The sequence below is a fragment of the Rhizobium sp. Rhizsp42 genome (assembly GCF_047304155.1).
Classification (GTDB): Bacteria; Pseudomonadota; Alphaproteobacteria; order Rhizobiales; family Rhizobiaceae; genus Rhizobium.
This window is the reverse complement of the sequence record NZ_JBGLYS010000002.1, coordinates 28,861-55,417: the sequence shown is the minus strand read 5'-3', so window position 1 is coordinate 55,417 and position 26,557 is coordinate 28,861. Positions and strand designations below refer to the sequence as shown.

The 26,557-nt window shown below is 61.9% G+C and carries 25 protein-coding genes; 9 read left to right on the top strand and 16 right to left on the bottom strand.

The features are described 5' to 3' along the window. Window positions 1-18 precede the first annotated feature (18 nt). The 5 genes from ACCD05_RS03040 to ACCD05_RS03020 form a co-directional block, all read right to left on the bottom strand. Window positions 19-1,473, bottom strand: coding sequence for a sensor domain-containing diguanylate cyclase (locus tag ACCD05_RS03040; RefSeq protein WP_111560551.1), 1,455 nt, complete (start codon window positions 1,471-1,473; stop codon window positions 19-21). Between the two features lie 223 nt (window positions 1,474-1,696). Further along, window positions 1,697-2,737, bottom strand: coding sequence for a sulfate/molybdate ABC transporter ATP-binding protein (locus ACCD05_RS03035; protein WP_112949384.1), 1,041 nt, complete (start codon window positions 2,735-2,737; stop codon window positions 1,697-1,699). 9 nt (window positions 2,738-2,746) lie between these two features. After that, window positions 2,747-3,622: a sulfate ABC transporter permease subunit CysW gene (gene cysW, locus ACCD05_RS03030; protein WP_112949383.1), complete on the bottom strand. Its 876-nt coding sequence runs from the start codon at window positions 3,620-3,622 to the stop codon at window positions 2,747-2,749. Beyond that, a complete protein-coding gene (gene cysT / locus ACCD05_RS03025; RefSeq protein ID WP_112949382.1) occupies window positions 3,612-4,469 on the bottom strand; it encodes a sulfate ABC transporter permease subunit CysT in 858 nt (285 codons plus the stop codon). Before cysT ends, cysW begins: the two co-directional genes overlap by 11 nt. Window positions 4,470-4,477: 8 nt before the next feature. Next, on the bottom strand, window positions 4,478-5,503 hold the full coding sequence (locus ACCD05_RS03020; RefSeq protein ID WP_112949381.1) for a sulfate ABC transporter substrate-binding protein: 1,026 nt from the start codon (window positions 5,501-5,503) through the stop codon (window positions 4,478-4,480). Between the two features lie 331 nt (window positions 5,504-5,834). On the opposite strand from ACCD05_RS03020, the gene ACCD05_RS03015 reads away from it, so the two are divergent. After that, the gene (locus ACCD05_RS03015) at window positions 5,835-6,878 is read left to right on the top strand and encodes an NAD(P)-dependent alcohol dehydrogenase (RefSeq protein ID WP_112949380.1); all 1,044 of its coding nucleotides are present in this window, start codon (window positions 5,835-5,837) and stop codon (window positions 6,876-6,878) included. A gap of 11 nt (window positions 6,879-6,889) precedes the next feature. Here the strand turns inward: ACCD05_RS03015 and ACCD05_RS03010 are convergent, their stop codons facing one another. From ACCD05_RS03010 to ACCD05_RS02995, 4 genes are all read right to left on the bottom strand, one after another. Further along, window positions 6,890-7,465, bottom strand: a complete 576-nt coding sequence (locus ACCD05_RS03010) for a DedA family protein (RefSeq protein WP_111560545.1) — start codon at window positions 7,463-7,465, stop codon at window positions 6,890-6,892. A gap of 39 nt (window positions 7,466-7,504) precedes the next feature. Then, a complete protein-coding gene (locus ACCD05_RS03005; protein WP_112949379.1) occupies window positions 7,505-8,872 on the bottom strand; it encodes an FAD-containing oxidoreductase in 1,368 nt (455 codons plus the stop codon). After that, complete coding sequence (locus ACCD05_RS03000) at window positions 8,872-9,330, bottom strand: DUF4126 family protein (RefSeq protein ID WP_111560543.1); 459 nt, start codon at window positions 9,328-9,330, stop codon at window positions 8,872-8,874. The genes ACCD05_RS03005 and ACCD05_RS03000 overlap by 1 nt, the downstream gene beginning before the upstream one ends. A 95-nt stretch (window positions 9,331-9,425) precedes the next feature. Further along, window positions 9,426-10,613 carry an acyl-CoA dehydrogenase gene (locus tag ACCD05_RS02995; RefSeq protein WP_111560542.1) on the bottom strand — a complete coding sequence of 396 codons (1,188 nt, stop codon included), beginning with the start codon at window positions 10,611-10,613 and terminating at the stop codon, window positions 9,426-9,428. Window positions 10,614-10,770: 157 nt separating this feature from the next. Between ACCD05_RS02995 and mmsB the strand changes: the two genes are divergently transcribed. Beyond that, a complete protein-coding gene (mmsB, locus tag ACCD05_RS02990) occupies window positions 10,771-11,646 on the top strand; it encodes a 3-hydroxyisobutyrate dehydrogenase (protein ID WP_111560541.1) in 876 nt (291 codons plus the stop codon). 7 nt (window positions 11,647-11,653) lie between these two features. Here mmsB and guaD read toward each other — a convergent pair whose 3' ends face one another. The 6 genes from guaD to ACCD05_RS02960 form a co-directional block, all read right to left on the bottom strand. Continuing rightward, window positions 11,654-13,021, bottom strand: coding sequence for a guanine deaminase (gene guaD, locus ACCD05_RS02985; RefSeq protein ID WP_413391098.1), 1,368 nt, complete (start codon window positions 13,019-13,021; stop codon window positions 11,654-11,656). A 162-nt stretch (window positions 13,022-13,183) separates the two neighbouring features. Next, window positions 13,184-14,038, bottom strand: a complete 855-nt coding sequence (locus ACCD05_RS02980) for an aromatic ring-hydroxylating oxygenase subunit alpha (protein WP_111560539.1) — start codon at window positions 14,036-14,038, stop codon at window positions 13,184-13,186. A gap of 88 nt (window positions 14,039-14,126) precedes the next feature. Continuing rightward, entirely contained in the window at window positions 14,127-15,062 is a 936-nt protein-coding gene (locus ACCD05_RS02975; protein ID WP_111560538.1) for an ABC transporter permease, read from the bottom strand. Window positions 15,063-15,072: 10 nt separating this feature from the next. Continuing rightward, window positions 15,073-16,116, bottom strand: a complete 1,044-nt coding sequence (locus tag ACCD05_RS02970; protein ID WP_111560537.1) for an ABC transporter permease — start codon at window positions 16,114-16,116, stop codon at window positions 15,073-15,075. Window position 16,117: 1 nt separating this feature from the next. Next, window positions 16,118-17,692: an ABC transporter ATP-binding protein gene (locus ACCD05_RS02965; protein WP_413391095.1), complete on the bottom strand. Its 1,575-nt coding sequence runs from the start codon at window positions 17,690-17,692 to the stop codon at window positions 16,118-16,120. A 76-nt stretch (window positions 17,693-17,768) separates the two neighbouring features. Continuing rightward, window positions 17,769-18,890: a BMP family ABC transporter substrate-binding protein gene (locus tag ACCD05_RS02960; protein WP_111560535.1), complete on the bottom strand. Its 1,122-nt coding sequence runs from the start codon at window positions 18,888-18,890 to the stop codon at window positions 17,769-17,771. Between the two features lie 311 nt (window positions 18,891-19,201). Here ACCD05_RS02960 and ACCD05_RS02955 point away from each other — a divergent pair, with 311 nt between their 5' ends. From ACCD05_RS02955 to ACCD05_RS02945, 3 genes are read left to right on the top strand one after another with little or no spacing between them, the layout of a single operon-like run. After that, window positions 19,202-19,462: a hypothetical protein gene (locus tag ACCD05_RS02955; protein WP_112949717.1), complete on the top strand. Its 261-nt coding sequence runs from the start codon at window positions 19,202-19,204 to the stop codon at window positions 19,460-19,462. Beyond that, window positions 19,459-20,124: a Rieske (2Fe-2S) protein gene (locus tag ACCD05_RS02950; RefSeq protein WP_112949718.1), complete on the top strand. Its 666-nt coding sequence runs from the start codon at window positions 19,459-19,461 to the stop codon at window positions 20,122-20,124. The genes ACCD05_RS02955 and ACCD05_RS02950 overlap by 4 nt, the downstream gene beginning before the upstream one ends. Next, entirely contained in the window at window positions 20,124-20,756 is a 633-nt protein-coding gene (locus tag ACCD05_RS02945; RefSeq protein WP_112949719.1) for a glutathione S-transferase family protein, read from the top strand. Before ACCD05_RS02950 ends, ACCD05_RS02945 begins: the two co-directional genes overlap by 1 nt. A gap of 24 nt (window positions 20,757-20,780) precedes the next feature. On the opposite strand, the gene gcvA is transcribed toward ACCD05_RS02945, so the two are convergent. Next, window positions 20,781-21,686 (bottom strand): transcriptional regulator GcvA, encoded by a 906-nt coding sequence (gene gcvA, locus ACCD05_RS02940; protein ID WP_112949720.1) that lies wholly within the window; start codon window positions 21,684-21,686, stop codon window positions 20,781-20,783. Between the two features lie 128 nt (window positions 21,687-21,814). Between gcvA and ACCD05_RS02935 the strand changes: the two genes are divergently transcribed. The 4 genes from ACCD05_RS02935 to ACCD05_RS02920 all read left to right on the top strand — a co-directional run bounded on the left by ACCD05_RS02935 (window position 21,815) and on the right by ACCD05_RS02920 (window position 26,396). Next, complete coding sequence (locus ACCD05_RS02935; RefSeq protein WP_111560947.1) at window positions 21,815-22,519, top strand: SDR family oxidoreductase; 705 nt, start codon at window positions 21,815-21,817, stop codon at window positions 22,517-22,519. Window positions 22,520-22,708: 189 nt separating this feature from the next. Next, window positions 22,709-23,272, top strand: coding sequence for an alkyl hydroperoxide reductase subunit C (ahpC, locus tag ACCD05_RS02930; protein ID WP_111560530.1), 564 nt, complete (start codon window positions 22,709-22,711; stop codon window positions 23,270-23,272). Between the two features lie 105 nt (window positions 23,273-23,377). Beyond that, the gene (ahpF, locus tag ACCD05_RS02925; protein WP_112988761.1) at window positions 23,378-24,958 is read left to right on the top strand and encodes an alkyl hydroperoxide reductase subunit F; all 1,581 of its coding nucleotides are present in this window, start codon (window positions 23,378-23,380) and stop codon (window positions 24,956-24,958) included. Between the two features lie 22 nt (window positions 24,959-24,980). Beyond that, entirely contained in the window at window positions 24,981-26,396 is a 1,416-nt protein-coding gene (locus ACCD05_RS02920; protein WP_413391090.1) for a LysR substrate-binding domain-containing protein, read from the top strand. The last annotated feature ends 161 nt before the right edge of the window (window positions 26,397-26,557 follow it).

Genomic DNA, 26,557 nt, shown 5'->3' with positions numbered 1-26,557 from the left:
CGTTTCGACAGTTGTCGCCTATAGAGCCGCTGACGGAGCAGCCTTGCGGCTTGCGTGATGCGCCCGCTTCTGTTCGTACATCGCCAGATCGGCGCGTCGGACCATCGCCTCCATCGTTTCACCCTCTTCGCTGGTGGCAAGGCCGACCGATATATCGAGGGGTGCATTCGAATAGAACTGGTTGTTGATCTTCAACAGCTCCTGAATGGTCTCAAGCATTGCCTGTGCCGCCTGCCGGTCGGCGCCGGGCATGAGAACCGCGAACTCGTCACCGCCCACGCGGGCAGCGTGGTTCGGCATGGAAACGGCGCCGTTCAGCACTTCGCCGAGGCGGCGCAGCAGCGCGTCGCCCGCGTCGTGGCCGAGTTGGTCATTGGCGATCTTCAGCCCGTCGAGGTCGATGATCAAGGCGGATACCGGCCGCAGCGATTTGCGCTGCAAGCGGTTGAGCTCATCCATGTAGAAGGCGCGATTATGCAGCTTCGTCAGCACGTCGTGCTTGCCGAGATATTCGAGATAGGCTTCGGCCTTCTTGCGTGCGGTAATGTCGGTCAGGGCGACCTGTACGCGTGACCAGTCCTTCTCATGGCCTGGGAACACGGAAAACTGCAGCAGCACGTGCCGCTCGGAGCCATCCAGCGCGTAATTTATGACTTCGCGTTGATGAAACAGACCGCCGTTCCAGAGCTCGATCAGCTGCTCGCGAAAGGTCTTCTCCATGTCATCACGGAAGATGCTCGCAATGCCATGAAGGAGGGTGGTGCGATCCGGCGCGCCAAAGAGATCGAGCGTTGCCTTGTTGACCTCGATCACGCTGATCTCGCTCATGCACTGTACGACGAACTCCGGATGAACATCTGTAAACACACGGAAATCCACGATGCCGCGATGGCGAACGTCTTCAAGCAACGCTTTAACGCGGCTGAAATCCTCGATCCAGAGCGACACGGGAGAGTGTTCGAAAATGCCCTCGGCGTAAAGGCGATTTTCCTGTTCGGCACGCCGCGCGGTCTCGCGCGCGGTCACGTCCTCGGTGGTGATCAGTACACGCTCCAGCGTCTTCTCATAGCCCGGTAGAACCGAGCCGCGCAACTGGATATCGAGGCGTCGCCCCGAGAGCGCGTAGTTGACGGCGCTGCCGTCGAACTCAAGGTGTCCGTCCCAAAGGGCAGCGAGTTCGTTGACATGGCTTTCCAGCATCTCGTCCCGGAATATGGACGAAAGATTGGCGGTCAGGTGGTCCTGGCTTTCTGCCTCGAAGAGGTCCAGCGTCTTCTGGTTGACCCGCAATATCCGAATCCGCTGCGAGCAGGCCGCCGCGCGGCTCAAATCCTCTTTCAGAAAGCTCCTAATTTCGTTGACCCCTTCCTGCCGCCAGACATCAAACTGCGCCGCAACCCCGCTAAAATCCTCGATCCACATGGCGATCGGCGCCAGATCAAAAATGTCGAGGTCGGAAGCAATGCTTGTCATGGCGGCGGTCTTTCGATGCGATCAGCTTTCAAGCCATCGCACGCCGCGACAGCCCACTCATCCTTAAGGCACAATTCTAAAGCCGAGCTTGACGAGAATGGGGATAATGCAGACGTCGCGCACATTTTCACGTGGGGCTGCCGTCAACGCCACGCTCCGGCATATAAGCAAAAAGAACGGCAGTGCCCCGTTCTTTTCGTATTGGTTCGTTCTCTGGTCAGCCTCAGGCGGACCTAAAGAGCTTCCAACGGGTTGGCCGAAACGCAATGCCGCTGTGGTCAATGGCCCCTGCCGCTGCCGGCGGCAGTTCAAGCTCGATCGGCGGATGGCCCTGTCCGATGTCGATCTCGACGTGACGCGTTCCGGCAACGCGGCGGCTGCTGGTGACGACACCGGCGATGCCTTCGGCGCCATTGCGGATTTCGATATCGTGCGGACGGAAGTAGAGGCTCGCCTCACCGTCAGCCTCGCCCTCGGCGCGGATAACGAGCGAGCGCCCGTCGAACCAGATTTCGCCGTTGGAAATCTTGACCTTCAGACAGTTCGATTGGCCGACGAAGCCGAAGACGAAGGGCGAATTGGGGTGATCGTAGACGTCATCGGGCGTGCCGACCTGCTCGATCGCGCCCTGGCTCATCACCACCACCCGGTCGGCGAGTTCCATCGCCTCGTCCTGGTCGTGGGTGACGAAGATGGTCGTGTGGCCCGTCCGGTCGTGGATCTCGCGCAGCCACTTGCGCAGATCCTTGCGGACCTGTGCATCGAGTGCGCCAAACGGCTCGTCGAGCAGCAAAACGTTCGGTTCCACGGCCATGGCGCGCGCCAGCGCCACGCGCTGCCGCTGGCCGCCGGAGAGCTGCGCGGGATAGCGCTTTTCGAGGCCGGGGAGCTGGACGAGGTCGAGCAGTTCCAGCGCTCTGCGGCGTATTTCGTTCTTCGGAGGGCGGCGCGAGGAATGGCGGACCTTCAAGCCGAAGGCGACATTGTCGAGCACCGTCATGTGGCGGAACAGCGCATAGTGCTGAAACACGAAGCCGATATTGCGCTCCTGAACGCTCTTGCGAGACGCGTCTTCGTCGCCGAAATAGATCAGTCCCTCGGTCGGGCTTTCGAGCCCGGCGATCAGGCGCAAGAGCGTCGTCTTGCCGGAGCCGGACGGACCAAGCAGCGCGATCAGCTCGCCGGAGCGGATATCGAGCGAAACGTCATGCAGAGCCGGAAACCGATCGAATTCCTTGCGTAGGTTTTGAACACGAACTTCCATTCTAATTCCTCAGTGCCGCCGGCTCGCGGCGATTTCATCGCTGTATCGCATTTCCAGCAAGGTCTTCAAAACAAGGGTGACGAGCGCAAGCAGCGCCAGTAGCGTGGCAACGGCGAAAGCCCCGGTGAAATTATACTCGTTGTAGAGGATTTCGACCTGCAGCGGCATGGTGTTGGTCTGAGCGCGGATGTGGCCGGAAACGACCGAGACGGCGCCGAACTCGCCCATGGCACGGGCGTTGCAGAGAAGTACGCCGTAAAGCAGGCCCCATTTGATGTTCGGCAAGGTCACGTGCCAGAAGGTCTGCCAGCCGCTGGCGCCCAGCGAGATCGCAGCCTCTTCGTCACCGGTCCCTTGTTCCTGCATGAGCGGGATAAGCTCGCGGGCGACGAAGGGGAAGGTGACGAACATGGTTGCCAGGATCAATCCTGGAACCGCGAACAGGATCTTGATGCTGTGGGCGCTCAGCCATTGCCCGAGATAGGTGTTGGCGCCGAGCAGCAGCACGAAGACCAGACCTGATATGACCGGCGAGACCGAGAAGGGTAGGTCGATCAGCGTTGTCAGGAAGGCCTTGCCCTTGAACTCGAACTTGGCGATTGCCCAGGCGGCGGCCACGCCGAAGACGACGTTCAACGGCACGCTGATGCCCGCGACGATCAGGGTCAGCCGGATCGCGGAAAAGGTTTCCGCATCCTGCAAGGCCGTGAAGAAGGCGGTCGGCCCCTTCCGCAGTGCTTCGACGAACACGGCTGTCAGCGGCAGGATCAGGATCAGCGTCAGGAACACCAGCGAGGCGACGATCAGCGTCCACCGCGCCCATCGGTGCTCGGTGACGACGGAGCGCACTTTCCTGGCGGGCGAAGCGTGGGTCTCATGCGCCATTGCCATACCTCCGTCTGCTCCAGCTCTGGATGAGGTTGATCACGAGAAGCATGGCGAAGGACAGCACCAGCATGACGGCGGCGATGCCGGTGGCGGCCGCATAGTTATATTCTTCCAGCTTGATGACGATCAGCAGCGGGGCGATCTCCGATTTGAACGGCAGGTTGCCGGCGATGAAGATGACCGATCCGTACTCGCCGACGCCTCGTGCGAAAGCCAGCGCGAAGCCCGTCAGGACAGCCGGAGCGAGGCCGGGCAACAGAACGCGGGTGATCGTCTGCAGACGGTTCGCGCCGAGCGTGGCGGCGGCCTCCTCGACCTCCTTGTCGATCTCCTCCATGACTGGCTGGACCGTGCGCACAACAAAGGGCAGGCCGACGAAGACCAGCGCGACAACGATGCCGACTGGAGTGAAGGCGATTCTGATGCCGAGCGGCGTCAGGAACTGACCAAGCCAGCCGTTGGGCGCGTAGAGCGTCGCAAGCGCGATGCCGGCGACCGCGGTCGGCAGCGCGAAAGGCAGGTCGACCATGGCGTCGATGATGCGCTTGCCGGGAAAGCGGTAGCGCACCAGGACCCAGGCGAGCACGATGCCGAAGACGACGTTGACGCAGGCGGCCGCGAAGGCGGTGCCGAAGCTGATCCGCAGCGCGTTCATCGTACGGGCATCGATCGCGATCGACCAGAATTTCTCCCAGCCGAGCTCGCTCGAACGCCATGCGAGGCCCGAGAGGGGGATGAGGATAAGAAGGGTGAGCCAGATCAAGGTAAAGCCGAGTGCCATTCCAAATCCTGGAATGACACTCGGCCGCCTGAACCGCCACCGCGTGGGGCTATGTGCTCTCATGCGATGTATTATTGTGCCGGCTTGTAGATTTGGTCAAACACGCCGCCATCGCCGAAGAATTTCGGCTGCGCTTCCTTCCAGCCACCGAAATCGTCGATGGTTGCAAGCGTCAGCTTCGGGAAGCGGGCGATATCGGCAGGGTCGGCTGCTTCGGGCTTGATCGGGCGGTAATAGTGCTTGGCCGCGATCTTCTGGCCCTCGTCGGAATAGAGGTAGTTCAGATAGGCTTCGGCGACCTTGCGCGTGCCCTTCTTGTCGACATTGCCGTCGACCACGGCAACCGGCGGGTCGGCACGGATCGAGAAGCTCGGGGTTACGATCTCGAACTGGTCGGGGCCGAGTTCTTCGAGCGAGAGATAGGCTTCGTTTTCCCAGGCAAGGAGCACGTCACCAAGGCCGCGCTGAACGAAGGTGGTCGTTGCGCCGCGTGCGCCGGTGTCGAGAACGGGAACGTGCTGAAGAAGGCTCGTCACATAGGCCTGGGCCTTCGCCTCATCGCCGCCGTTTGCTTGCTTGGCCCAAGCCCAGGCAGCCAGGAAGTTCCAGCGTGCGCCGCCCGATGTCTTCGGGTTCGGCGTAATGACCTGAACGTCGTCCTTCACGAGATCGGCCCAGTCCTTGATGCCCTTGGGGTTGCCCTTGCGCACCAGGAACACGATGGTGGAGGTGTAAGGTGTCGAGTTGTTTGGAAGCTTGCTCTTCCAATCGGCGGGGATCTTGCCGGTTTTTGCAGCGATCGCGTCGATGTCGCCTTCGAGAGCGAGCGTTACGACATCGGCATCGAGACCGTCGATGACCGAGCGCGCCTGAGCGCCGGAGCCACCGTGCGAGGCCTGGATCGCCACCGTCTCGCCGGTGTCCTTCCGCCACTTCTGTGCGAAGGCGGCGTTGAAATCCTTGTAGAGTTCCCGTGTCGGATCGTAGGATACGTTGAGAAGCGTCTGATCGGCAAAAGCTGGTGCGACAGCGCCGATGGCGAAACTGCCGGCGAGAACCGCGGCCGCGAGAAGCCGGGTAATCCGTTGTGCGTGCATAGGGAACCTCCTTCGTTTGTGATCCAAACTCTACCAACTTGGTCGTATAATGAAACGAAGATTGTTCCTGTTACATGCGGCGGTTACGGAATGACGTGCCATTTCGTCCGCCGATTTGAAATGAATGTGCTGCCGCGGGTGGCCGCGATCTGACTCGTCCCGCCCAAGGATGAACAAGCTTTAAGGGCGACCAGTGAGCGGACGCGGGCATTCCATCGCTTCATGAGCAAAAGCTTTGGCGATGGAATTGAAATCCGTCTTGTTCGGCGATTATAGTCCGCCGACGCCGCGCTCGACTCGCGAGCGGGGAGGCAAGGGAAGGAATACGTAAATGACCAAAGTCCGCGCACTGGTGCTGGAGCGCCAGCATGAGCTCGCAATCCGTGAAATCGATCTGCCGATGGAAACCGGTCCGGGCGAGGTCAAGATCAAGATTCACACGGTCGGCGTCTGCGGCTCCGACGTTCACTACTACACGCACGGCAAGATCGGCCCCTTCGTCGTCAACGAGCCGATGGTTCTCGGGCACGAGGCGGCGGGTACCGTCGTCGAGGTCGGCGCCGGTGTCACGCATCTGAAGGTCGGCGATCGCGTCTGCATGGAGCCGGGCATTCCCGATCCGAATTCGAAGGCAAGCCGGCTCGGCATGTACAATGTCGATCCCGCCGTCTCCTTCTGGGCAACACCGCCAGTTCACGGCGTGCTCACGCCCGAAGTCGTTCACCCCGCCAACTACACCTTCAAGCTGCCTGATAATGTGAGCTTCGCCGAAGGCGCCATGGTCGAGCCCTTCGCCGTCGGCATGCAGGCCGCCACCAAGGCGAAGATCGCGCCCGGTGATACCGCCGTCGTGCTCGGCGCCGGTCCTATCGGCACGATGGTCGCCATCGCCGCACTTGCCGGCGGCTGCGCTCGCGCGATCGTGGCCGATCTCGCCCAGCCGAAGCTCGATATCGCCGCCCAGTATCAGGGCGTGATCCCGGTCAATATCCGCGAAATTAACCTCGTCGAGGAAGTATCGCGGCTGACGGACGGTTGGGGCGCCGATGTGATCTTCGAATGCTCCGGTTCGCCGAAGGCCTGGGAAACGATCATGGATCTGGCGCGCCCCGGCGGGGTCATCGTTGCCGTCGGTCTGCCGGTCAACCCGATCGGTTTCGACGTCTCGACTGCTTCGACCAAGGAAATCCGCATCGAAACGGTATTCCGCTACGCGCATCAGTATGAGCGCTCGATTGCGCTTCTCGGCTCCGGACGCGTTGATCTGAAGCCTCTGATTTCAGAGACTTTCGGCTTCGAGGACGCGATCAAGGCTTTCGACCGCGCGGTCGAAGCGCGGCCGAGCGATGTGAAGCTCCAGATCGTGATGGAATAGGCGCCTGTCGGTTAGCTCGCGCTAATCGACGTCTTTCTGAAAGCTCTTCTGAAGACAAGGGCCGCGACAGCCACGATGGCCGCGGCCCCGAGCCCCACAAAGAGGTGATGGTGCAGCGGCAGACGACCGAGGATCTGCTCGATCCCGTGTCCGAAGAGATAGCCGAGCGCCGTGAACAGCTGTCCCCATACAAGTGCCGCGACCGCATTCAGCATCATGAACTTTCCGGTCGAGATTCGCGTCGTGCCGATCACGATCGGGCTGATCGTCCGGAGGCCGACGAGAAAGCGAAACGCCAGGATGAAGCCTGTCGGGTAGCGCTCGAGGAGGGACGTGACCCGCGCCAGCGTCGGCGTCTCCATCAGCCGGCGGACGACGTGCCAGCGGGCCGCATAGCGGCCAGCGAAGAACCACATCTGGTCTCCGGCGAATGAACCCGCCGACGCCATCAGCGAGGCCGACCAATAGGTGAGCAGCCCGCGATGGGAGATGATGCCGCCTAAAAAGGCCGCGGTTTCTCCCTCGAACGCGGTGCCAAGGAAGATCGCGATAATCCCATAGTGTTCGATCAGATGTTCTATGGACACGATTGATCCCTCAGCGTTTCTGGCCTGCCGGGTTGAAGGCTACACGCTCTTGAGGTCGCCAAGCAATGTCGGGATCAATTCGGAGACCGTCGGGTGGATCGGCACGGCCCATTTCAGCTCGGGATAGGTTGTCCCGGCGTTCATCGCGTCGATGAAGCCGTGGATCGCCTCGTCGCCCTCTATGCCGAGAATGGCGGCACCCAGGATCTGCTTGGTTTGCGCGTCGGCGATCACCTTCATGAAGCCCTTCGTCTCGCCCCGCTCCTTGGCGCGGCCGACCTTGGTCATCGGCCGGGTCGAGATCATGATCTCGCGGCCCGATGCGCGCGCCTGTTTTTCCGACATGCCGACGCGGCCGAGCGGCGGGTCGATGTAGAGCGCGTAGGCGAGAATGCGGTCGCTGAGCTTGCGATCCTCGCCGTCGAGCAGGTTCGCGGCCGCGATCTCGAAGTCGTTGTAGGACGTATGCGTGAAGGCGCCGTGGCCATTGCAGTCGCCAAGCGCCCATATGCCCTCGACATTGGTCGCCAGCTTGTCGTCAACGGTGATGTAGCCACGCTTGTCGGTGGCGGCGCCGGCGCGATCGAGGCCGAGATCGTCGGTGTTGGGCACGCGGCCGGTTGCAATCAGCACATGGCTCGCCGTGATCTCGGCTATGCCGTCGGCGACCGTGACCTCTATCCCATTCGCGCCGTTCTTGAACGCGATGCGGTCCGCGCCGGTGTGGACGGTAATTCCCTCGGCGCGCAGAATATCGGCGATCGCGTCCGAGATATCGTCATCCTCGCGCGAGGCGAGCTTGGGGCCGCGCTCGACGACCGTAACCTCGGCGCCGAAGCGGCGATACATCTGCGCGAACTCGAGGCCGATATAGCTTCCGCCAATGATCACCAGATGCCGGGGCAAAGTGCCCAGCGCGATGATCGATGTGCTGGTCAGATAGTCGATTTCGCCGATCCCAGGCATATCGGGAATGGCGGGCCGCGCGCCGACGTTGATAAAGATGCGCGGCGCGGTGAGCAGCTCGCCGTTGACGCTGATTGTGCGCTCGTTTTCGAAACAGGCATGGCCGTAGATCACGGTCACGTTGTCCATGCCCGCGAACCAGGAGATCAGCCCATTGCGGGCCTCCATGGTTACCGTCTCGGCTCGGTTGCGCACGATCGCCATGTCGATGCGGATATCGCCCGGGATCGTCACGCCATAGCCGCCGGCATTACGTGCCACATAGGCCGCGCGGGCGCTGGCGACGAGGGTCTTGGTCGGCATGCAGCCGGTGTTGACGCATGTTCCGCCGAGATACTTGCGCTCGATCAGCGCGACCTTCATGCCCTTCTCCGCCATCCGGGCGGCGAGGAAGGGGCCGGATTGGCCGGCGCCGACAACGATGGCGTCGAAGCCGCGCATCAGACCGACGCCACGATCAGGATCGCGCCGACAATGGCGACCGCGTCCTCGAGAATGGCGGCCGGCGGATCTTTCTGAAACACGCTTGCCAATTTAGCGCGCGCCGCGGCACCGCCGAGTGTGCCCGCGGCCGCGCCGAGAATGCCGGCGATGAGCCCTGGTATCAGCGATCCGCCAGCGGCGCCGATGCTGGCGCCTGACAGCGCGCCCATGATCAGCCTCGCGCCGAACTGCATCGGCGCTTTTCTTGAAGGCGTGGACGGCAATTGATCCGTCACCAGTTCGACCAGCGCCAGCAGTGTGAAAATCCACGGTGCCCAGCGATAGCCCATGAAGGCGAGCGGTGTCTGAGATACGTCGAACCAGCCGAGCGCCGCGCCCCAGGCGACGGCCGCGGGCGCTGTCAGCGCGCGCAGCCCGGCGATGATGCCAATCAGAAATGCGAGAAACAGAAGCATGCGCAATCCCCCATCGCAGCGCAGGGTATCCCCGCGATGGGGGAAAGTTTGCATATTGCCGGGTCTGTTGCAATTTGGCGGCGAAGAATTCTCTCTCAGTTCGAGAAGGCCGCTATCCCCGTTATCGCGCGGCCGAGGATCAGCGCGTGAATGTCGTGCGTGCCCTCATAGGTGTTGACCACCTCGAGGTTGACGAGATGTCGCGCGACGCCGAACTCATCGGATATCCCGTTGCCTCCAAGCATGTCGCGCGCCATTCTGGCGATATCGAGCGCCTTGCCGCAGGAATTGCGCTTCAAAATCGAGGTGAGCTCGACCGGTGGGTGGCCGTCTTCCTTCATGCGCCCGAGGCGCAGGCAGCCCTGCAGCCCCAGCGTGATCTCGGTCGCCATGTCGGCGAGCTTCCGCTGGATCAACTGATTGGCGGCGAGCGGCCGGTCGAACTGCTTTCGGTCGAGGGTGTATTGACGCGCCCGCGCATAGCAATCCTCGGCGGCGCCAAGCGCACCCCATGCGATGCCGAACCGGGCGGAGTTGAGGCAGGTGAATGGGCCCTTTAGGCCGGAGACGTTTGGCAACAGGTTCTCTTCCGGCACGAAGACGCCGTCCATCACCACTTCGCCTGTTATCGAGGCGCGCAGGCCGATCTTGCCGTGAATCGCGGGCGCCGTGAGGCCCTTCCAGCCCTTTTCAAGGATGAAGCCACGGATCACGCCATCCTCGGTCTTCGCCCAGACCACGAAGACGTCGGCGATCGGTGCATTGGAGATCCACGTCTTGGCGCCGGAAAGGCTGTAGCCGCCATCGACCTTTCTTGCGCGCGTCGCCATCGACCCCGGATCGGAACCATGGTTCGGCTCGGTAAGGCCGAAGCAGCCGATCCATTCGCCGGTGGCTAGTTTCGGCAGATATTTCTGCTTTTGCGCTTCGGATCCGAACGCATCGATCGGCACCATCACCAGCGAGGACTGGACGCTCATCATGGAGCGATAGCCGCTATCGACCCGCTCGACCTCGCGGGCGATCAGCCCGTAGGCGACGTATCCGAGGCCCGCGCCACCATGTTCGGGTGATATCGTCGGGCCCAGCAGGCCGAGTTCGCCCATCTCGCGAAAGATGCTGGGATCGGTTTTCTCGTGGCGGAAGGCTTCGAGCACACGCGGCGCAAGCTCTTCCTGCGCATAGGAATGCGCGGTGTCGAGCACCATGCGCTCCTCGTCCGTCAATTGCTCGACGAGCCGGAACGGATCGGACCAGTCGAAACTCTCGCGGGTGTGCTGCATGGTTCATCCTCCTCGATCCATCGGCGTGTCGCGGACCCTATTGGGATACCGCCGGGGCGAGGGAGCGTCAACACGCGGCGGTCCCCGTCGCTCTCGACTGCGCGCGATCATGACATAGCTATCCTTCCATGGGAGCATCTGACGATGGGAGCAGGATATGGCAAAAATCGCGTTTATCGGCCTCGGCAATATGGGTGGGCCGATGGCGGCAAATCTGGTCAAGGCGGGGCACACGGTCACGGGCCTCGATTTGGTGCCGGCGTTGCTGCAGGCCGCGCAAGCGACCGGCGTTCAGCCGGCGAGCGATATCTCGGAGGCCGTGAGTGGTGCCGACGTTGTGGTGACCATGCTCCCGCAGGGTAGGCATGTCCTGACAGCGTGGACGGATATTCTTGGCGCCATTCCCTCGGGAACGCTTGTCATTGATTGCTCGACGATCGACGTCGATAGCGCGCGCAAGGCGCATGATATGGCAAAAGCGGCCGATTGCCCGTCGCTCGATGCACCAGTATCCGGCGGAACGAGCGGGGCAGCGGCCGGGACGCTAACCTTCATGGCGGGAGGAACGCCGGAGAGCTTTGACAGAGCCAAACCTGTACTCGAGGCAATGGGCCGAAAGATCGTGCATTGCGGAGAGGCCGGCGCTGGACAGGCGGCGAAGATCTGCAACAACATGATCCTCGGCATATCGATGATCGGCGTCTGCGAGGCGTTCGCGCTGGGCGAAAAGCTCGGCCTCTCGCACCAGGCGCTGTTCGATGTCGCCTCGACGTCATCGGGCCAATGCTGGTCGATCAATATCTACTGCCCGGTTCCCGGCCCGGTGCCGACATCGCCCGCCAACAACGATTACAAGCCGGGCTTCGCGGCCGCCTTGATGCTCAAGGATCTGCGCCTCTCACAGGAGGCGGCGCTCGCGACAGGCGCCTCGACGCCGCTTGGCGCCGAAGCCGCGCAGCTGTTCGCTCTCTTCGAAAAGCAGGGCAATGGCGGCCGCGACTTCTCGGCGATCATCGAGATGTTGCGCGGCTGACGTCCTGTTACGGCAGGCGCAGGTTCGTGCCGCCGACCCAGGCGGTCGCGATATTGGGTTTCGAGGCCGTGTTGATGATCTTCTGCAGGATCTGCTCGCCGCTATCGAACTCGTCAAACAAGCGCACCGATCCCTTCAGCGCCTTGGTGTCGATGACGATGGCATCGAAGAGATAGCCGGGCTTGAACAGGCCGATCGGCAGATCGAGCGCCACGCCACCGCCTGCCGTCGCGATGTAAAAGGCATCGCCAAAATCGATCTGCGCCGGCCCGTAGCTGGCGCGCGCCACAGCGTTGAGCTTAGGATCCACGCCGCTTTCGAGCGCCCGCGACATCAGGATCGCGCCGCGGCAGTTCTCAAGCATGGAAGCGCTTGGTCCGCCGGAGATATCCGTACCGAGACCGACATGCATACCCTTGTCGAGCGCGGCCTTGAGAGGGAAGACGGCGTTGGCGAAGTATACGTTGGAGAGCGGGCAGTGGGCGACGGCCGCTTCGCGCTCCCGCACCTTCTCCATGTCGCCATCCGTCAGGAAGTTGGCATGTGCCAGAACCGTGCGGCGGCCGAGCAGGCCGAAGCGATCGAGCGCCTCGGTATCGGTCACGCCATGGCGGGACAACACATAGCGATGCGCCCAGTCGCTCTCCGAACAGTGGGTCTGCACGTGGCAGCCGCACTCCATGGCGAGAGCACCCAATCCCTCAAGCGTCGCGTCGGTGCAGGATGGCACGAAGCGCGGCGTGATGACGGGAAGCACTTTCTTTTCAACATTATCAGGATGATTGTTGATGTATTCAATCAGTGCGCGCGTGCCTTCAATGGCTTCTTCGGAAGAGGCGTCACGATAATAGTCCGGACACTCGTCGGCATTGTCCATCGCTACTTTTCCGATCAGGGCGCGCTGGCCTTTCTCCAGACATATGTCCGCGAGCGATCGCGTCGCATCCTGGTGCACGGTCGCGAAATAGAGCGCGGTGGTCGTACCGTTTGCGAGGAGGTCGTCGACGAGCAGGCCATAGCTGCGCTTCGCGAAGGCAAGGTCTTCGTAGCGGGCTTCCAGCGGGAAGGTGTATTTCTGCAGCCACACTTCGAGCGGCACATCGAGCGCGCTGCCAAGCTGGGGATATTGCGGCGCATGGACGTGAAGATCGATGAAACCCGGAAGGAGATAAGAGCCTACGGGCAGCGTGACCAGTTCGCCGCCTTCCTCGCGGGCCTCGCGAATGGTCCGGTAGTTCGGATCGCTCGGGCGATGCATGGCTGCGATCGTGCCATCCGCGCCGATGTCGATCAGCACCTCGTCCAGGATATCGATCTTTCCGCGCTCCGGTGCGTGAAATCCGGAGGCGCAGAGCGTTTTATTCCGCAAGTCCAATGCTGTATTCCAATTCGATCAACGCGTCAGTATCGGCGCACGTATGCACGAATTTAAATCTATAGCGAATGGCGACGGGGTCCATCGCCGGAGCCCTGCGTTTTCGTGGTGGCTGCCGTGCAATGATGGGACGCTTCCAACGCGAGCGAGAATCGCCCGGTCTCAGGCCGCCATGGCCGTCGTGCCGTAGGTGACGCCCTTTTCCTTTAGCCAGCGGCGATAGGCGATTGAGCTCGCGTCGGCGCGGGTCGGGATTTCCGCACGCGGTTCCATGGGCAGAAGCAGCGGGCGCTGGTTTTCCAGAATGATGCGGTCCTGCAGGAAGATCAGCTGCTGGAAGTGAACGAGTTCCGTCGTCGTCGACACGTCGTCGATCAGGAACATCACGGGATGGGCGATACAGCGGTCGGGATCGAGCGGCTGAACGAAGAGGCAGATAACGTCCCAGCGATTGGCCGAATTCGGACAGGTCTTGTAAAGCAGCGTCGTGAACGGCGTCATCACCCGGTAAATATAGTCGGTCATGATTCCGTCGGTCGCCGATAGCGCCGCTTGGGGCTGGAAGAACTGGCAATTGGTGGCCCAGACCTCGTCGACATCCCGGCGGATTTCAGCGTTGTAGTGCATCACCTCGGTGTGTGGCTCGGCGCCCAGAATGTCCGTGTGGACGAACGGAAAGTGCGCCATGTCGAGAAAATTCTCGATGATCCGCAACCCCGATGACCGCACCATGACCGAACCGCAATTGACGACGCGGCGGTCCTCTTCGTCTGCTTCGGGAAGCGCGAAAAGCCCGCCGGCTGGCTCCCCAAGCGTGGTCCAGACTAGGCCGAAGCGGTTGATGATCGGAAGCGGTCGATCGCTGTCATCGGCCATGACCACAAGAGAGCCATCCACGGCGCGATCGATCGTCAACGCTGTTCCCAATAGGCGAGTGTTCGTGCGGCCGAGGGCTATCTCTTTTTTTGTGCCAAGCGGATACCATTGATCGAGGGCCGCTTTGTCGGAGCATCTCATGACGCGCTCTCCTTCATTGCTCGTGGATCTAATTCTTGCAGTTCGGTGGTCCTTCGGCAATGCCGCACGGTCGAGTAGCAGGCCATTGTCATCTGACGTCCCTATAGTAGGGCAGGCCGATTGCGGCAGGCGCCGCCATGATGCGGCGCATGCGCTGCCAGGCGAGAACGGGCACGATGATGAAGGCCATGGTGCCGAGATAGGGCAGCATTGACAGAAACGCCGGCGCGATTGGCCAGCCCCGCGCCTGACCGACGAAGCCGAGCGCCGTGATGAAGCCGAAGAGCAGGCCGGATAGAACCGCTGGAATGGGGCGGTATCCCGCAAAGATCACCAACGCCACGGCGATCCAGCCTCGCCCGGCGACCACACCATCGGACCAGGACGGCACGAAGGTGAGCGTCAGATAGGCTCCGGCGCCCGCGGCGAGCGCGGAGCCTGCCGTCACGTAGGCAAAGCGGATGAGATTAACGGGAATGCCGGCAGCGTCAGCCGCCGCCGGGTTCTCGCCAACCGCCCGCAAGTTCAAGCCATGGCGAGTGCGGAACATGAGATAGCTCAGACCGACCGGCAGGATGATGAAGATCAGATAAAGCAGGATATTCTGCGAGAAGAAGGCCGGGCCAATGAACGGAATCTTGCTCAACAGCGGCACCTCGATCGGCGTAAAGGTTGCGCGGGCCGGCATGCCGGAGTAGGCGCGGCCAATGGTGGATGCGATACCGCTGCCCATGAGGGTCAAAGCTAGACCGCAAAGCACCTGATTGGCGCGCAGGATGACGGTCGCAAACGCAAACAGGGCGCCGAACAAGGCGCCGACCGCGAGAGCGGAGACGAAGCCGATGGTGGGCGAGGGTATCGCTGCCACAGTTGCGATCGCGGCCAGAGCGCCCATCGCCATCAGGCCTTCGACGCCCAGATTGACAACGCCGACGCGCTCGGCGAGCACCTCGCCGAGAGCTGCAAGCGCCAGGACGCCGCCTGCCAGGAAGGCCGTTGTGAAGAGGCCGGTCAAAAGATCCATGTCGCTCTCCTCAAGCCTTGTCGCGCGCGATGCGGTAATGGGCGAGCTCGTCGCCAATTGCCGTCAGAAACAGAATGAGGCCAGTGATGGCCAAAACCGTCGACGTCGTCAGGCCCTGCGTCTGCAGGATGATGCCGGAGTTCAGGATGAAAGCCATCAATGCGGCCGAGAAGATGGCGCCGACGGCGGAGCTTCTGGCGAGGACAGCCACCATGATGCCGAGGTAGCCGTAATTGTTGGAGATGCCGCCCTGTAGACGGTGCACCGTGCCGGCGATCTCGAGCATGCCGGCGAGCCCGGCAATGGCGCCCGATAGAAGCATGACGGTGATCAGATGCCTGCGGACCGGCATTCCGGCATATTTCGCCGCCGCTGGATTGGAGCCGACGAGCCGCACCTCATAGCCCCAGCGGGAATAGGCAAGCAGACCGGCGACCAGAAGCGCGATGAGAATTGCGATCGGCAGCCCCCAATGGATCGAGCCCCAGAGCTCCGGAATTTCAGCGGAAAGCCGCCGCGTCGCCGAATTTGCCATCTTGTCACGCCAGGCATTGGTGGAGACATAGTAGACGAGCAGGATCGCCACGAAGTTCATCAACAGCGTGGTAATCAGTTCGTTGACGCTGGCATAGGCGCGCGCCAACGTCGGCACGAGGATCCAGACGGCACCGCCAACCAGGCCGGCAACGAACATCAGCACAAGAATGAGTGCTGGCGGCCCCGGCACGAAGAGGCCGACGACAGCAGCCGCGAAGGCCCCGGCATAGAACTGCCCCTCCGCGCCGATGTTCCAGGCACCGATCTGCTGCGCGACGGCGACCGACAGGCCGGTCAAAATCAGCGGAATGACGAGAACGCCCAGGTCTTCCATGCCGAAGCTGGAGCCGAAACTGGCGTCCACGACTTCAGAGGCAAGTTCGATCGGATTGGCACCTGTTATCGCCAGAATGATGCCGGCAAAGACGAGCGCGAGAATGATGGCGGCCGCTCGGGCAGCCAGCGCGATCCCGGGCGAGGCGGATGGCAGGCGCTGCAAACGGAAGGAACCTGCCATGCTATGCGACCTCGCGGACCAGGGGCCGGCCGCCCATCAGCATGCCGATTTCGTCGATGTCGGTCTTGTCATTGTCGACGATCCCCATGATCTTCCCTTCATAAAGCACGGCGATGCGGTCGGAGAGGTTGAGCAGCTCCTCGAGTTCCTCGGAAATCAGGATGATGCCTGCGCCGGCGTCGCGCAGCTCGACGATGTAACGCAGCATCGTGTTGATCGCGCCAACGTCGAGGCCACGGCTCGGATAGGCGGCAATCAGAACCTTGTCGGCAATGCGCATTTCGCGCCGGGCAACAAGGCGCTGCTGGTTGCCCCCGGACAAATTGCGGATCGGCATGGCGAAATCAGGAATAGCGACCTCGGCGGCCGAGGCGATCTCCTTGGCGAGCGCGGCTGCCGCGCCCGGCTTGTAGCTTCCGCCAGATGAGACGGGCTGCTTCTTGTATTCGCGCATCACGGCATTGACCGTGATACTTAGCGCCGGTGCGAGGCCGCTGTGCAGGCGATCTTCCGGGATATGACCGATGCCGCTTTCAGCAAAGGCCGCGGCATTGCTCCTGTCGACCGGTCTGCCGGCGATCAGGATTCGGCCGACGCTCACCGGGCGAATGCCGGTCAAGACCTGGCTGAGCTCGCGCTGGCCGTTGCCGGCGACACCCGCGACGCCGACAATCTCGCCGGCCCTGACATCGAGCGAGATGCCGTGCAGTGCTTCGTTGCCGGCGTCGCCGATCGCCGAGACGTTTTCGAGTGACAGCACAGGCTGCGTCGACATCGGGGCCGCGCCTGCCGGGCGCTGGCGCATGTCGGCCAGCACGATGTAGCGGCCAACCATAAGCTTGGCGAGCATGCGCGGATTGCAATCCGCTGTGTTTTCCGTGGCGACCTTGCGCCCGCCGCGAAGGATGCTGATGCGGTCGGAGATCTCTAGCACTTCGTCAAGCTTGTGGCTGATGAAGATGATGGCGTTGCCGGCGGCCACGAACTCGCGCAGCGCCTTGAAGAGTTCGCGCGCTTCGGCGGGCGTCAAGACGGCGGTCGGTTCGTCGAGGATCAGGATGCGGGCTTGCCGCGCCAGAACACGCAGGATCTCGACACGCTGCTGTTCGCCGGTGGATAGCTCGCTCACGCGCGCGCCGGGGCGGGTCTGCAGGTTGAATTTGGACGCCAGCGCGGCGGTACGCTGTTCGAGCACCTGGGCGGATGCGCGGGGCGGCGTCTCGGCCCACCCGAGGTGAATGTTCTCGGCGACAGTGAATGCCTGAACAAGCTTGAAATGCTGGTGCACCATGCCGATGCCTGATGCAATCGCCTGTGCCGGCGTACTAAATTCCTGACGGTTACCATCGATGATGATCTCGCCCGCATCCGGCTGGTAGATGCCGGTCAGAATGTTCATCAGCGTTGATTTGCCGGCCCCGTTTTCACCTAGGAGCGCGTGGATTTCGCCAGGCATCACTTCCAGGTCGACATTTTCGTTGGCGATCACGCCGGGAAAATACTTGGCGATACCCTTCAGCCGCACAAGAGGCGGCGTGCCCGCGGGCGGGGTATGGCGGGTGGCGTGTTCAGTCATCAATGTCACCGAGATGGATGGTTATTGGCCCGGCCTGCACTTGGCGGCCGGGCTCACTTTCTTGGGCATTCTTGGATCAGGCGGACAGGCCGGTGACCCCTTCAACGGACCAATCCCAGTTGTAGAGTTCGACCTCGGTCATCCTCTGGCCGGCGGCGACGCGCACCTTGCCGGTCGCATCCTTCAGCTCGCCGGTGAACGGCGACCAGCCGCTCATGATTTTGTCGCGTACCGCATCGGCTGCCGCGGCAACGTCCGCCGGGACCTTGTCGCCCCACTTGTCGCGATCGACGCCGGCGCCCATCGCAAACAGCTGCTCGCTCGGCGCCCAGGTGCCCGCAAGACGCTTGGCGACCTGATCGACGTAGAACTTGGTGAAGTCGATCAGGATCGACGAGACGTAGGAATTCGGGCCGTAGCGACGGATGTCGGTGTTCCACATGGCTGCCCATACGCCGCGCTTTTCCGCGACCTGCAGATAGCCCGCTTCGTCCATGATGCCGAACAGGAAGTCGCAGCCATTATCGATCAGGGCGGTGCCAGCCTGCGTTGCCGCCTGCGGGTCGAACCAGGAGTTGATAACGATCGTCTGCACCGTTGCGTTCGGGTTGACTGTGCGCGCGCCCATCAGGAAGGCGTTGGTCGAAGCGTAGACCGAGGCAACCGGGAACGAGGCCACGTAGCCAAGCTTGCCGGTCTTTGACAGATGGCCCGCGGCAACGCCGAGCACATAGGTCGGATACCAATGCGCAAGATAATACCAGCCGAGATTGTCCATCGTGACGTGGCCGTTGCATTCCATGAAGGCCACGTCGGTCGCGCGCTTGACGACCTCATGCAGGAAGTCACCGCTGGACGAGGTGTCGAAGATCATGTTCGCGCCTTCGGAGACGAACTGTCGATAGGTGCGCGTCGCGTCGGCCGAGTAGGGGACGTTCTCGACTTCCAGGACCTTCCTCAGCTTGGGATAGGCTTCCTTGACGGCCAGCAGCCCCTGATGGTGTGCCCAGGTCCAGCCCTCATCGGAGATCGGACCAACATGGCCGAAGCCAACGACCGCGTCCTCTTCCTTGATTGCGGGAAACGCCGAAGCGGCGAACGCCTGATGTGCGAAGCCTGATGGCAGCATGGTCGCGGCGGCGCCGGCGGCTGCCATGTTCAGAAATCCGCGGCGGGAGAGTGCGCGCAGGTCGATCATTTAGTCCCCTCACTTGTTTGGCGCGAATGATCGCGCTAGTTCTGCGATTGTCTTGGCCCGAACTCTCTCGACGCAACAATCATGCCAATCCGCCGCCCCGTTGATGTGTGCGCATCGCGCGGCCAACCGGCGATTTTCCGGCGTGCTTTTTCAATGGCGGCAAAGTTCGATACCAACGAACAGAGTTGAGCCGACTTGAATTTCGCGCGCGACAATGGCTAGAATGCACAAAATGAGGGCATGATACGTTATTGTGCATTTCGGTTAATTCTTAAACATGGGTTGCGGTTGTTGCGGGCGATAGGCAAGGAATGTCGGGGGTGATCGAATGCGCACGCTTCATATTTCGGGGGCGGCTCGTTCGCGAGAGCTTCATCGAATTCGCGCTTCACCGCGCCCGTCGCCTGGATCTCGCGATTAATGTCGATACTTGCGACGGAGCGTCCGCGACGCTCTTGGTGAAAGGCCAGGAGGATCTCGTGGATGCCTTCGAAATGGCCTGCAGTCTTGGCCCCTATGATTGCCTCATACTCGATATCGAGCGCGGCGGCGCCAACAGGAGTGGAACATGAAATTGAGTGAAGGATGGGTGCCGGTTGCGCTGTCATCGTCCATCGAGGCGGGCACGTCGGCGGGCGCGATTGTCCAAGGCAGCGAGATCGTCGTCTGGCGCGACAGCAGCGGGAAGGCCCATGTCTGGGAGGATCGCTGTCCGCATCGCGGCATGCGCATGAGCTTCGGATTCGTACGAGGCGATCATATCGCCTGCCTGTACCACGGGTGGCAATACGACGCCGCCGGTCAATGTCGCTATATTCCCGCACACCCGACGCTGGACGTGCCGCAGACGATCAAGGTCCCGACCTATCTCGCCCAGGAGAAATTCGGGATCGTCTGGGCGACGACCGATGAAGCGAGCATGATGCCATGTATGGACGCGTCGGAGGCCACACCCGTTCGCAGTCTCTACGTCGATCGCTCCGTTGAAGACGTCAGGGATGCTTTTGTGCGTGCGGGAATGACCGCGCTGACGGCGGAGACGGGCAGGCTCGTCCTGGGAGACGACGTCTTGCTGATCGGTCTCCAGGAGATACGTGACACCAAGACTGCTGCCCATATCATCATCCTCGGGGCTTCCGCGATCTATCGTGGCGCCAAGCAGAAGCATTATGCGCAATGGGCCGAACGCCTTCGCTACGCGCTCGAGCAATCGCGCAAGGCAGAGGTCGCCTGATGTCCGCGATCACGCTCTACAATTACGAACTGGACGAACAGAGTTACCGCGCGCGCCTGACGCTGTCCGTGTTGGGACTGGAGTGGTCGACGGTCCCGATCGACATGTTTCCGGGCGGGGAGCACCGGAAGCCGCCGATGCTGGCGCTCAATCCGCGGGGCGCGCTACCGGTGATGCGCGATGGGGAGTTCGTCCTCTCCGGTACGACCGCGATCATGCTCTATCTCGCGAAGGCCTACGATCCGGCAAAGCGCTGGCTGCCCGATGATGCCGCCACTTTCGGCGCGCTCAGCCACTGGCTCAGCTTCTTTGAGACGTCGCTGGCAGCCGCCGTCGAGGCGCGGTTACAGGCGCTGTTCGACCTGCCGGGAGACACGGATGCGCTTCACCAATCGGCGCGCGCCGCCTTCCGCATCATGGATGATCACATGACGATCCGCCATTTTGACGGGAAGGAATGGTTCGTGGGCGAGGACGCGACCCTTGCCGATCTTGCCCTGTTCCCGTCTTTCGCGCTCAGCCGTGACTACGGGATCGATCATGACGAGTATCCGGTGCTGCGCCGCTGGATCCGGCGTGTCCGCACGGTGAAGGGCTTCCTGACGATGCCAGGTATCCCCGACTATCACTGAACCGGCCAAGACATGCCGGCCTGTTCACGAGAGGCGGGAGCCTTTCAGGCCGGCATGATGAAGCAACCACGCCCTGACCTTGGCAACGGATTGGACTTGCCTCGGCTTTCGGAGCGAGACGACGTAAAAGTCCGAGTGCGCATGCGTAGTTTCCCTGAAAGCCGGCACCAGACGGCCGGCGGCGATATCCTCGTTGACGAAGACCGCGCTTGCCAGTGCGATGCCCTGGCCGGCAAGCGCGGCCTCGATGGCGTGGGATGTCTGGTTGAATCGAACGCTTTTCGATGTGGCGACAGGGCTTGCGCCCGCGATCGTGGCGATGAATTCCGGCCACTGATTTTGGGTGTCGTGGAGCAACACGAAACGCGCGAGATCGGCGGGGTCGAGGCGACCGGTAGGCGGCATCAGCGCCGGACTGCAAACCGGGACAAGTTCTTGCTCGAGAAGCAGATCGGCCTCCAGCGAGGCCGGAAAGGGCGGTCGCGCCAGCCGGACGGCGATATCAACGTCATCTGACTGGAAGTTGGCGACGCGTTCGCTGGCGAGAATGCGCATATCGAGGTCCGGGTGGGCGGCCAGGAAATCGGGCAGCCTCGGGATCAGCCACTTCGACGCGAAAGTCGGCGTGACGCTGATCGTCAGCCGCAACGGCTCCGGCCGCAAAGTCGCGGTCGCATCGGAGATCAGTTCAAAGGCGCGCCGGATGCTTTCGGCATAGCCCCGTCCGGCCTCGGTCAAGGCAAGCTTGCGGGGGAGGCGCTCGAATAGGGCAAGGTTCAGTTCCTTCTCCAATCCGCGAACCTGCTGCGCCACGGCAGCCTGCGTGACGCCCAGTTCCTCGGCCGCGGCGCGAAAGTTGAGATGGCGGGCGGCGACCTCGAAAGCGCGGAGACCATTCAGCGGCGGAAAGCGAAAAAGCGGATCGTTCATGCGATAGATTTTCTACTGATTGATGCCAATCGAATTGGCTCGAAGCGATGCCTTACCAATGGTATCATGCGGCATCAAAGCTGAAAATATGCGCGATGCGCAAGACAAACGACGAAAGGGTGGATGTCATGACAGTAGAAAAAGTGGCACTGGTGACAGCGGGCGGCAGCGGCATGGGCGCGGATGCCGCCAAGCGTCTGGCGGCCGATGGCTTCAAGCTCGCCATCCTCTCTTCCTCGGGCAAAGGCGAGGCTCTGGCCGAGGAACTCGGTGGCGTCGGCGTCACGGGCTCGAACCAGTCGAATGACGATATCAAACGCCTTGTGGATCTCGCCATGCAGGCCTGGAGCCGCATCGACGTGCTCGTCAACAGCGCCGGCCACGGCCCGCGCGCGCCGATCCTCGATATCACCGACGAGGATTGGCACAAGGGCATGGATGTCTACCTGATGAACGTCATCCGCCCGACCCGGATCGTCACGCCGATCATGCAGGCGCAGAAGTCTGGCGCGATCGTCAATATCTCCACAGCCTGGGCCTTCGAGCCGTCGGCGATGTTCCCGACGTCGGCGGTCTTCCGCGCCGGTCTCGCCTCCTTCACCAAGATCTTCGCCGACACCTATGCGGCAGATAACGTCCGCATGAACAACGTCCTGCCGGGCTGGATCGACAGCCTGCCGGCAACCGAGGAACGCCGCGAGTCGGTGCCGATGAAGCGCTATGGCACGAGCGAAGAGATCGCGGCGACCGTCGCGTTTCTGGCATCGGAAGGTGCCGGATATATCACTGGGCAAAATATCAAGGTGGATGGCGGGCTCGGCCGATCGGTGTGATCGAAACGGTTGACGTCGCGGAATCAAGCGGCTTTTTGACGGCCGCTTGATAAACGTCACGTCGCAGGCCTGCGATAGAGGTTATCTATCGAAATATTTTTCTTTATCTATTTCATTTATCGCCGGCCCCTGTTTATGTTGCGCTGCGAAAGCGGTTTTTCGCTTCGCAGCAATTTTACAGGAGCCTTCATGTCCCTTATCAACACATCCATTAAGCCCTTCAAGGCGCAGGCCTTCAAGCAGGGCAAATTCATTGAAGTGACCGATGCCGACACCAAGGGCAAGTGGGCGGTATTCTTCTTCTATCCTGCTGACTTTACCTTTGTTTGCCCGACGGAACTCGGCGATGTCGCCGATCACTATGCCGAGCTGCAGCGCCTCGATGTCGAGGTCTATTCCGTCTCGACCGACACGCACTTCACCCACAAGGCGTGGCACGACAGCTCCGAGACGATCGGCAAGATCCAGTACACGATGATCGGCGACCCGACCGGAACGATCAGCCGCAACTTCGAGGTCATGCGCGAAGCCGAAGGCCTTGCCGATCGCGGCACCTTCGTCGTCGATCCCGATGGCGTCATCCAGGCGATGGAAGTCACCGCCGAAGGCATTGGCCGCAACGCCGTCGACCTGCTGCGTCGCATCAAGGCTGCTCAGTATGTCCGCGCGCATCCGGGTGAAGTTTGCCCGGCCAAGTGGGAAGAGGGCGAAAAGACGCTCGCTCCGTCGCTGCACCTCGTCGGCAAGATCTGACGTTCAAATGACAAGCCGCCTTCCGGTCCATGCGGAAGGCGGCACCCAATACCATATTCAGCGCCTTAAACGCGGCGCGGCCATCCATTTTTAGCGGAGTGTCCCATGCTCGACGACAATCTGAAATCCCAGTTGAAGGGCTATCTGGAACGGGTCGTTCGCCCGATCGCGATCACCGCTTCGGTCAATGACAGCGCCAAGTCGAAAGAGATGTCGGAGCTTCTGGCCGAACTGGTCGCGCTTTCCGACAAGATCTCGGTCGTGGAAACCCGCGATGACGGCGAGCGCGCACCCTCCTTCGCGCTGACCAGCCCGGGCCACGACATCAACCTGCGTTTCGCCGGCATTCCGATGGGTCACGAGTTTACCTCGCTGGTGCTCGCTCTGCTGCAGGTCGGCGGTCACCCGCCGCGCACGGAGCAGGCAATCATCGATCAGATCAAGGATCTCGACGGCGATTTCCTCTTCGAAACCTATTTCTCGCTCACCTGCCAGAATTGCCCCGACGTCGTGCAGGCGCTAAACCTGATGGCCGTCTTGAACCCGCGCGTGAAGCATGTGGCGATCGATGGCGGCGTGTTCCCCGCAGAAGTTCAAAGCCGCCAGGTTATGTCGGTGCCGACGGTCTATCTCAACGGCCAGCTGTTCGGTCAGGGCCGAATGGAAGTCGAGGAGATCGTCTCCAAGCTCGACACCAACTCGGCTGCGCGCGCTGCGGAAAAGTTGAATGGCCGCGACGCCTATGACGTGCTCGTCATCGGCGGCGGTCCGGCCGGCGCTGCGGCGGCCATTTACGCCGCTCGCAAGGGCATCCGCACCGGCGTTGCCGCCGAGCGCTTCGGCGGTCAGGTTCTTGACACGATGGCGATCGAAAACTTCATCTCCGTGCAGCACACCGAGGGCCCACAGTTCGCGGCCTCGCTGGAAGCGCATGTGAAGCAATACGACGTCGATATCATGAACTTGCAGCGCGCTGAGAAGCTCGTTCCCGGCAAGGACATGATCGCGGTCGAACTCGCCAATGGCGCGACGCTGCGCTCGAAGACGGTTATCCTGTCCACCGGCGCGCGCTGGCGGCAGGTGGGTGTTCCCGGCGAAGACCAGTATCGCAACAAGGGCGTTGCCTATTGCCCGCATTGCGACGGTCCACTGTTCAAGGGCAAGCGCGTTGCCGTCATCGGCGGCGGCAATTCCGGCGTTGAAGCGGCGATTGATCTTGCCAACATCGTCAGCCATGTGACGCTGATCGAGTTCGACAACAAGCTGCGTGCCGACGACGTCTTGCAGCGCAAGCTGCGCAGCCTTCCCAACGTCGATATCCTGCTTTCCGCCAAGACGACGGAAGTCCTGGGCGACGGCCAGAAGGTGACCGGGCTCGTCTACGAAAACCGCGTTGCGGGTCAGCGGCACAGGCTTGATCTCGAAGGTATTTTCGTCCAGATCGGCCTGCTTCCGAACACCGAATGGCTGAAGGGCGCCATCGAACTGTCGCCGCGCGGCGAGATCATCGTCGATCATCACGGCCAGACGTCGGTCCCCGGCGTCTTCGCCGCGGGGGATTGCACCACGGTGCCTTACAAGCAGATCGTGATTGCGCTCGGCGAGGGCGCCAAGGCATCGCTTGCGGCCTTTGATCATCTGATCCGCACGTCTAGCCCGGACGAGGATGCGGTGAAGGCGGCTTGAGGCTGATCGACACGGTCCTGAAATGACGCTTCGCGAGCTGGAGTACCTGATTGCCTTGGCGGACCACCGGCATTTTGGCCGGGCCGCCGAGGCGTGCCTGGTCAGCCAGCCGACGCTGTCGACGCAGATCCGGAAGCTTGAAGAGACGCTAGGCGCTCCCTTGATCGAGCGAACGCCTCGCACGGTCATGCTGACACCGTTCGGCGAGGATACCGTCAAGCGGGCAAGGCGCATCATGCAAGAGGTCGCCGAGATCAAATCATCGGCCTTGCGTAGCCTCAATCCGGAGGTTGGCACCCTGCGTCTCGGCATCTTCCCGACGCTTGCACCCTATTTCCTGCCGCATGCGGTGCCGCGCATCTATAGGCAGTTCCCGCGGCTGGAGACGCTGCTGATCGAAGAAAAGAGCGATGCGCTCCTGGCGCGTCTCAGAAGCGGCAATCTCGATGCAGCCATCCTCGCTCTCCCCGTCAACGACGATCACCTGAAGTCAGAGTTTCTCTTCGAGGAGGACTTCCTGCTCGCCGTTCCCGGCACGCATCCGCTGGCAAAGCGGCGGTCGCTGACGCTCGCGGACCTCGATCGTTACGACCTCATGCTGCTCGAAGAGGGGCACTGCCTGCGCGACCAGGCGCTCGATGTGTGCCGCTTGTCGGGTGCGAGCGAGCGCACCTCGTTTCGCGCCACCAGCCTGGAGACGCTGCGCCAGATGGTCGGCGCCAATGTCGGGATCACGCTTCTGCCGGAGCTCGCCGCGCTGCATCCGGCGTCCGGGATATCAGGCTGCTGCGTTTCGAGGGCATATCGCCGAACAGGCGGATCGGCATCTGCTGGCGCACGGGTTCAGCGATGGGCGCTTTTCTGGAAACTGTCGCTGGTCTCCTGCGCGACGTTGCCCAGGAACTGCTCGCCGATATCAGGCGCTCACCGGCCGCCTAAGGCGACTTCACTTCCATTCCCACAAGACCGTGGAGGAAAACGGTCGTGTTCCGATCAGGAGCTCGGGCTGCGTGAGCTTGGCCTCGAAGGTCGCGGCATCCGCGTCACCATTCAGTCCGACAAACAGCATCTTCATCGAAGCACCGCGCGGCCGGCCCTTCTTCCGGTAGGCGAACTGGACCGCGCAGGTGGGATATTCCCATCCCGCCGTCAGTGTCTCCGCGAACGCTTCCTCGCCGAGGCCGTTGGCCCGGCCCGTCGACGCCAGGAACTGGCCCAGTCCGAAGAAGCCGGAGAATACCCGGTACGCTGTCTCCTGCGACATTTGCGTACCCTGTCCGCTTGCCGTGTCGCGACGGTAGAACAGGCTGTCCACCTGGCTCTGCTTGCGGCTCATCGCGTAGCTGATCAGATTTTTCTGGGCGAGCAGCTCCATTGTCAGATCGTAAGTCTGATAGGCGCTGGGGTCGGTATGCAGATCGTCGATACGTGCCTTTAGATCGACAACATAGGCACGATAAAATGCGGCGCTCATCGGCGTTTCCTCATGTTTTCCGGCGCGTGGTAGCAGAAAACGCGGAAATTCCAAGGGGCCGGCGATCTGCGCCGCAACGGCCATGTGGCGCAGATCCGCGACAGAAGCTGCGCGTCCCGCGCATA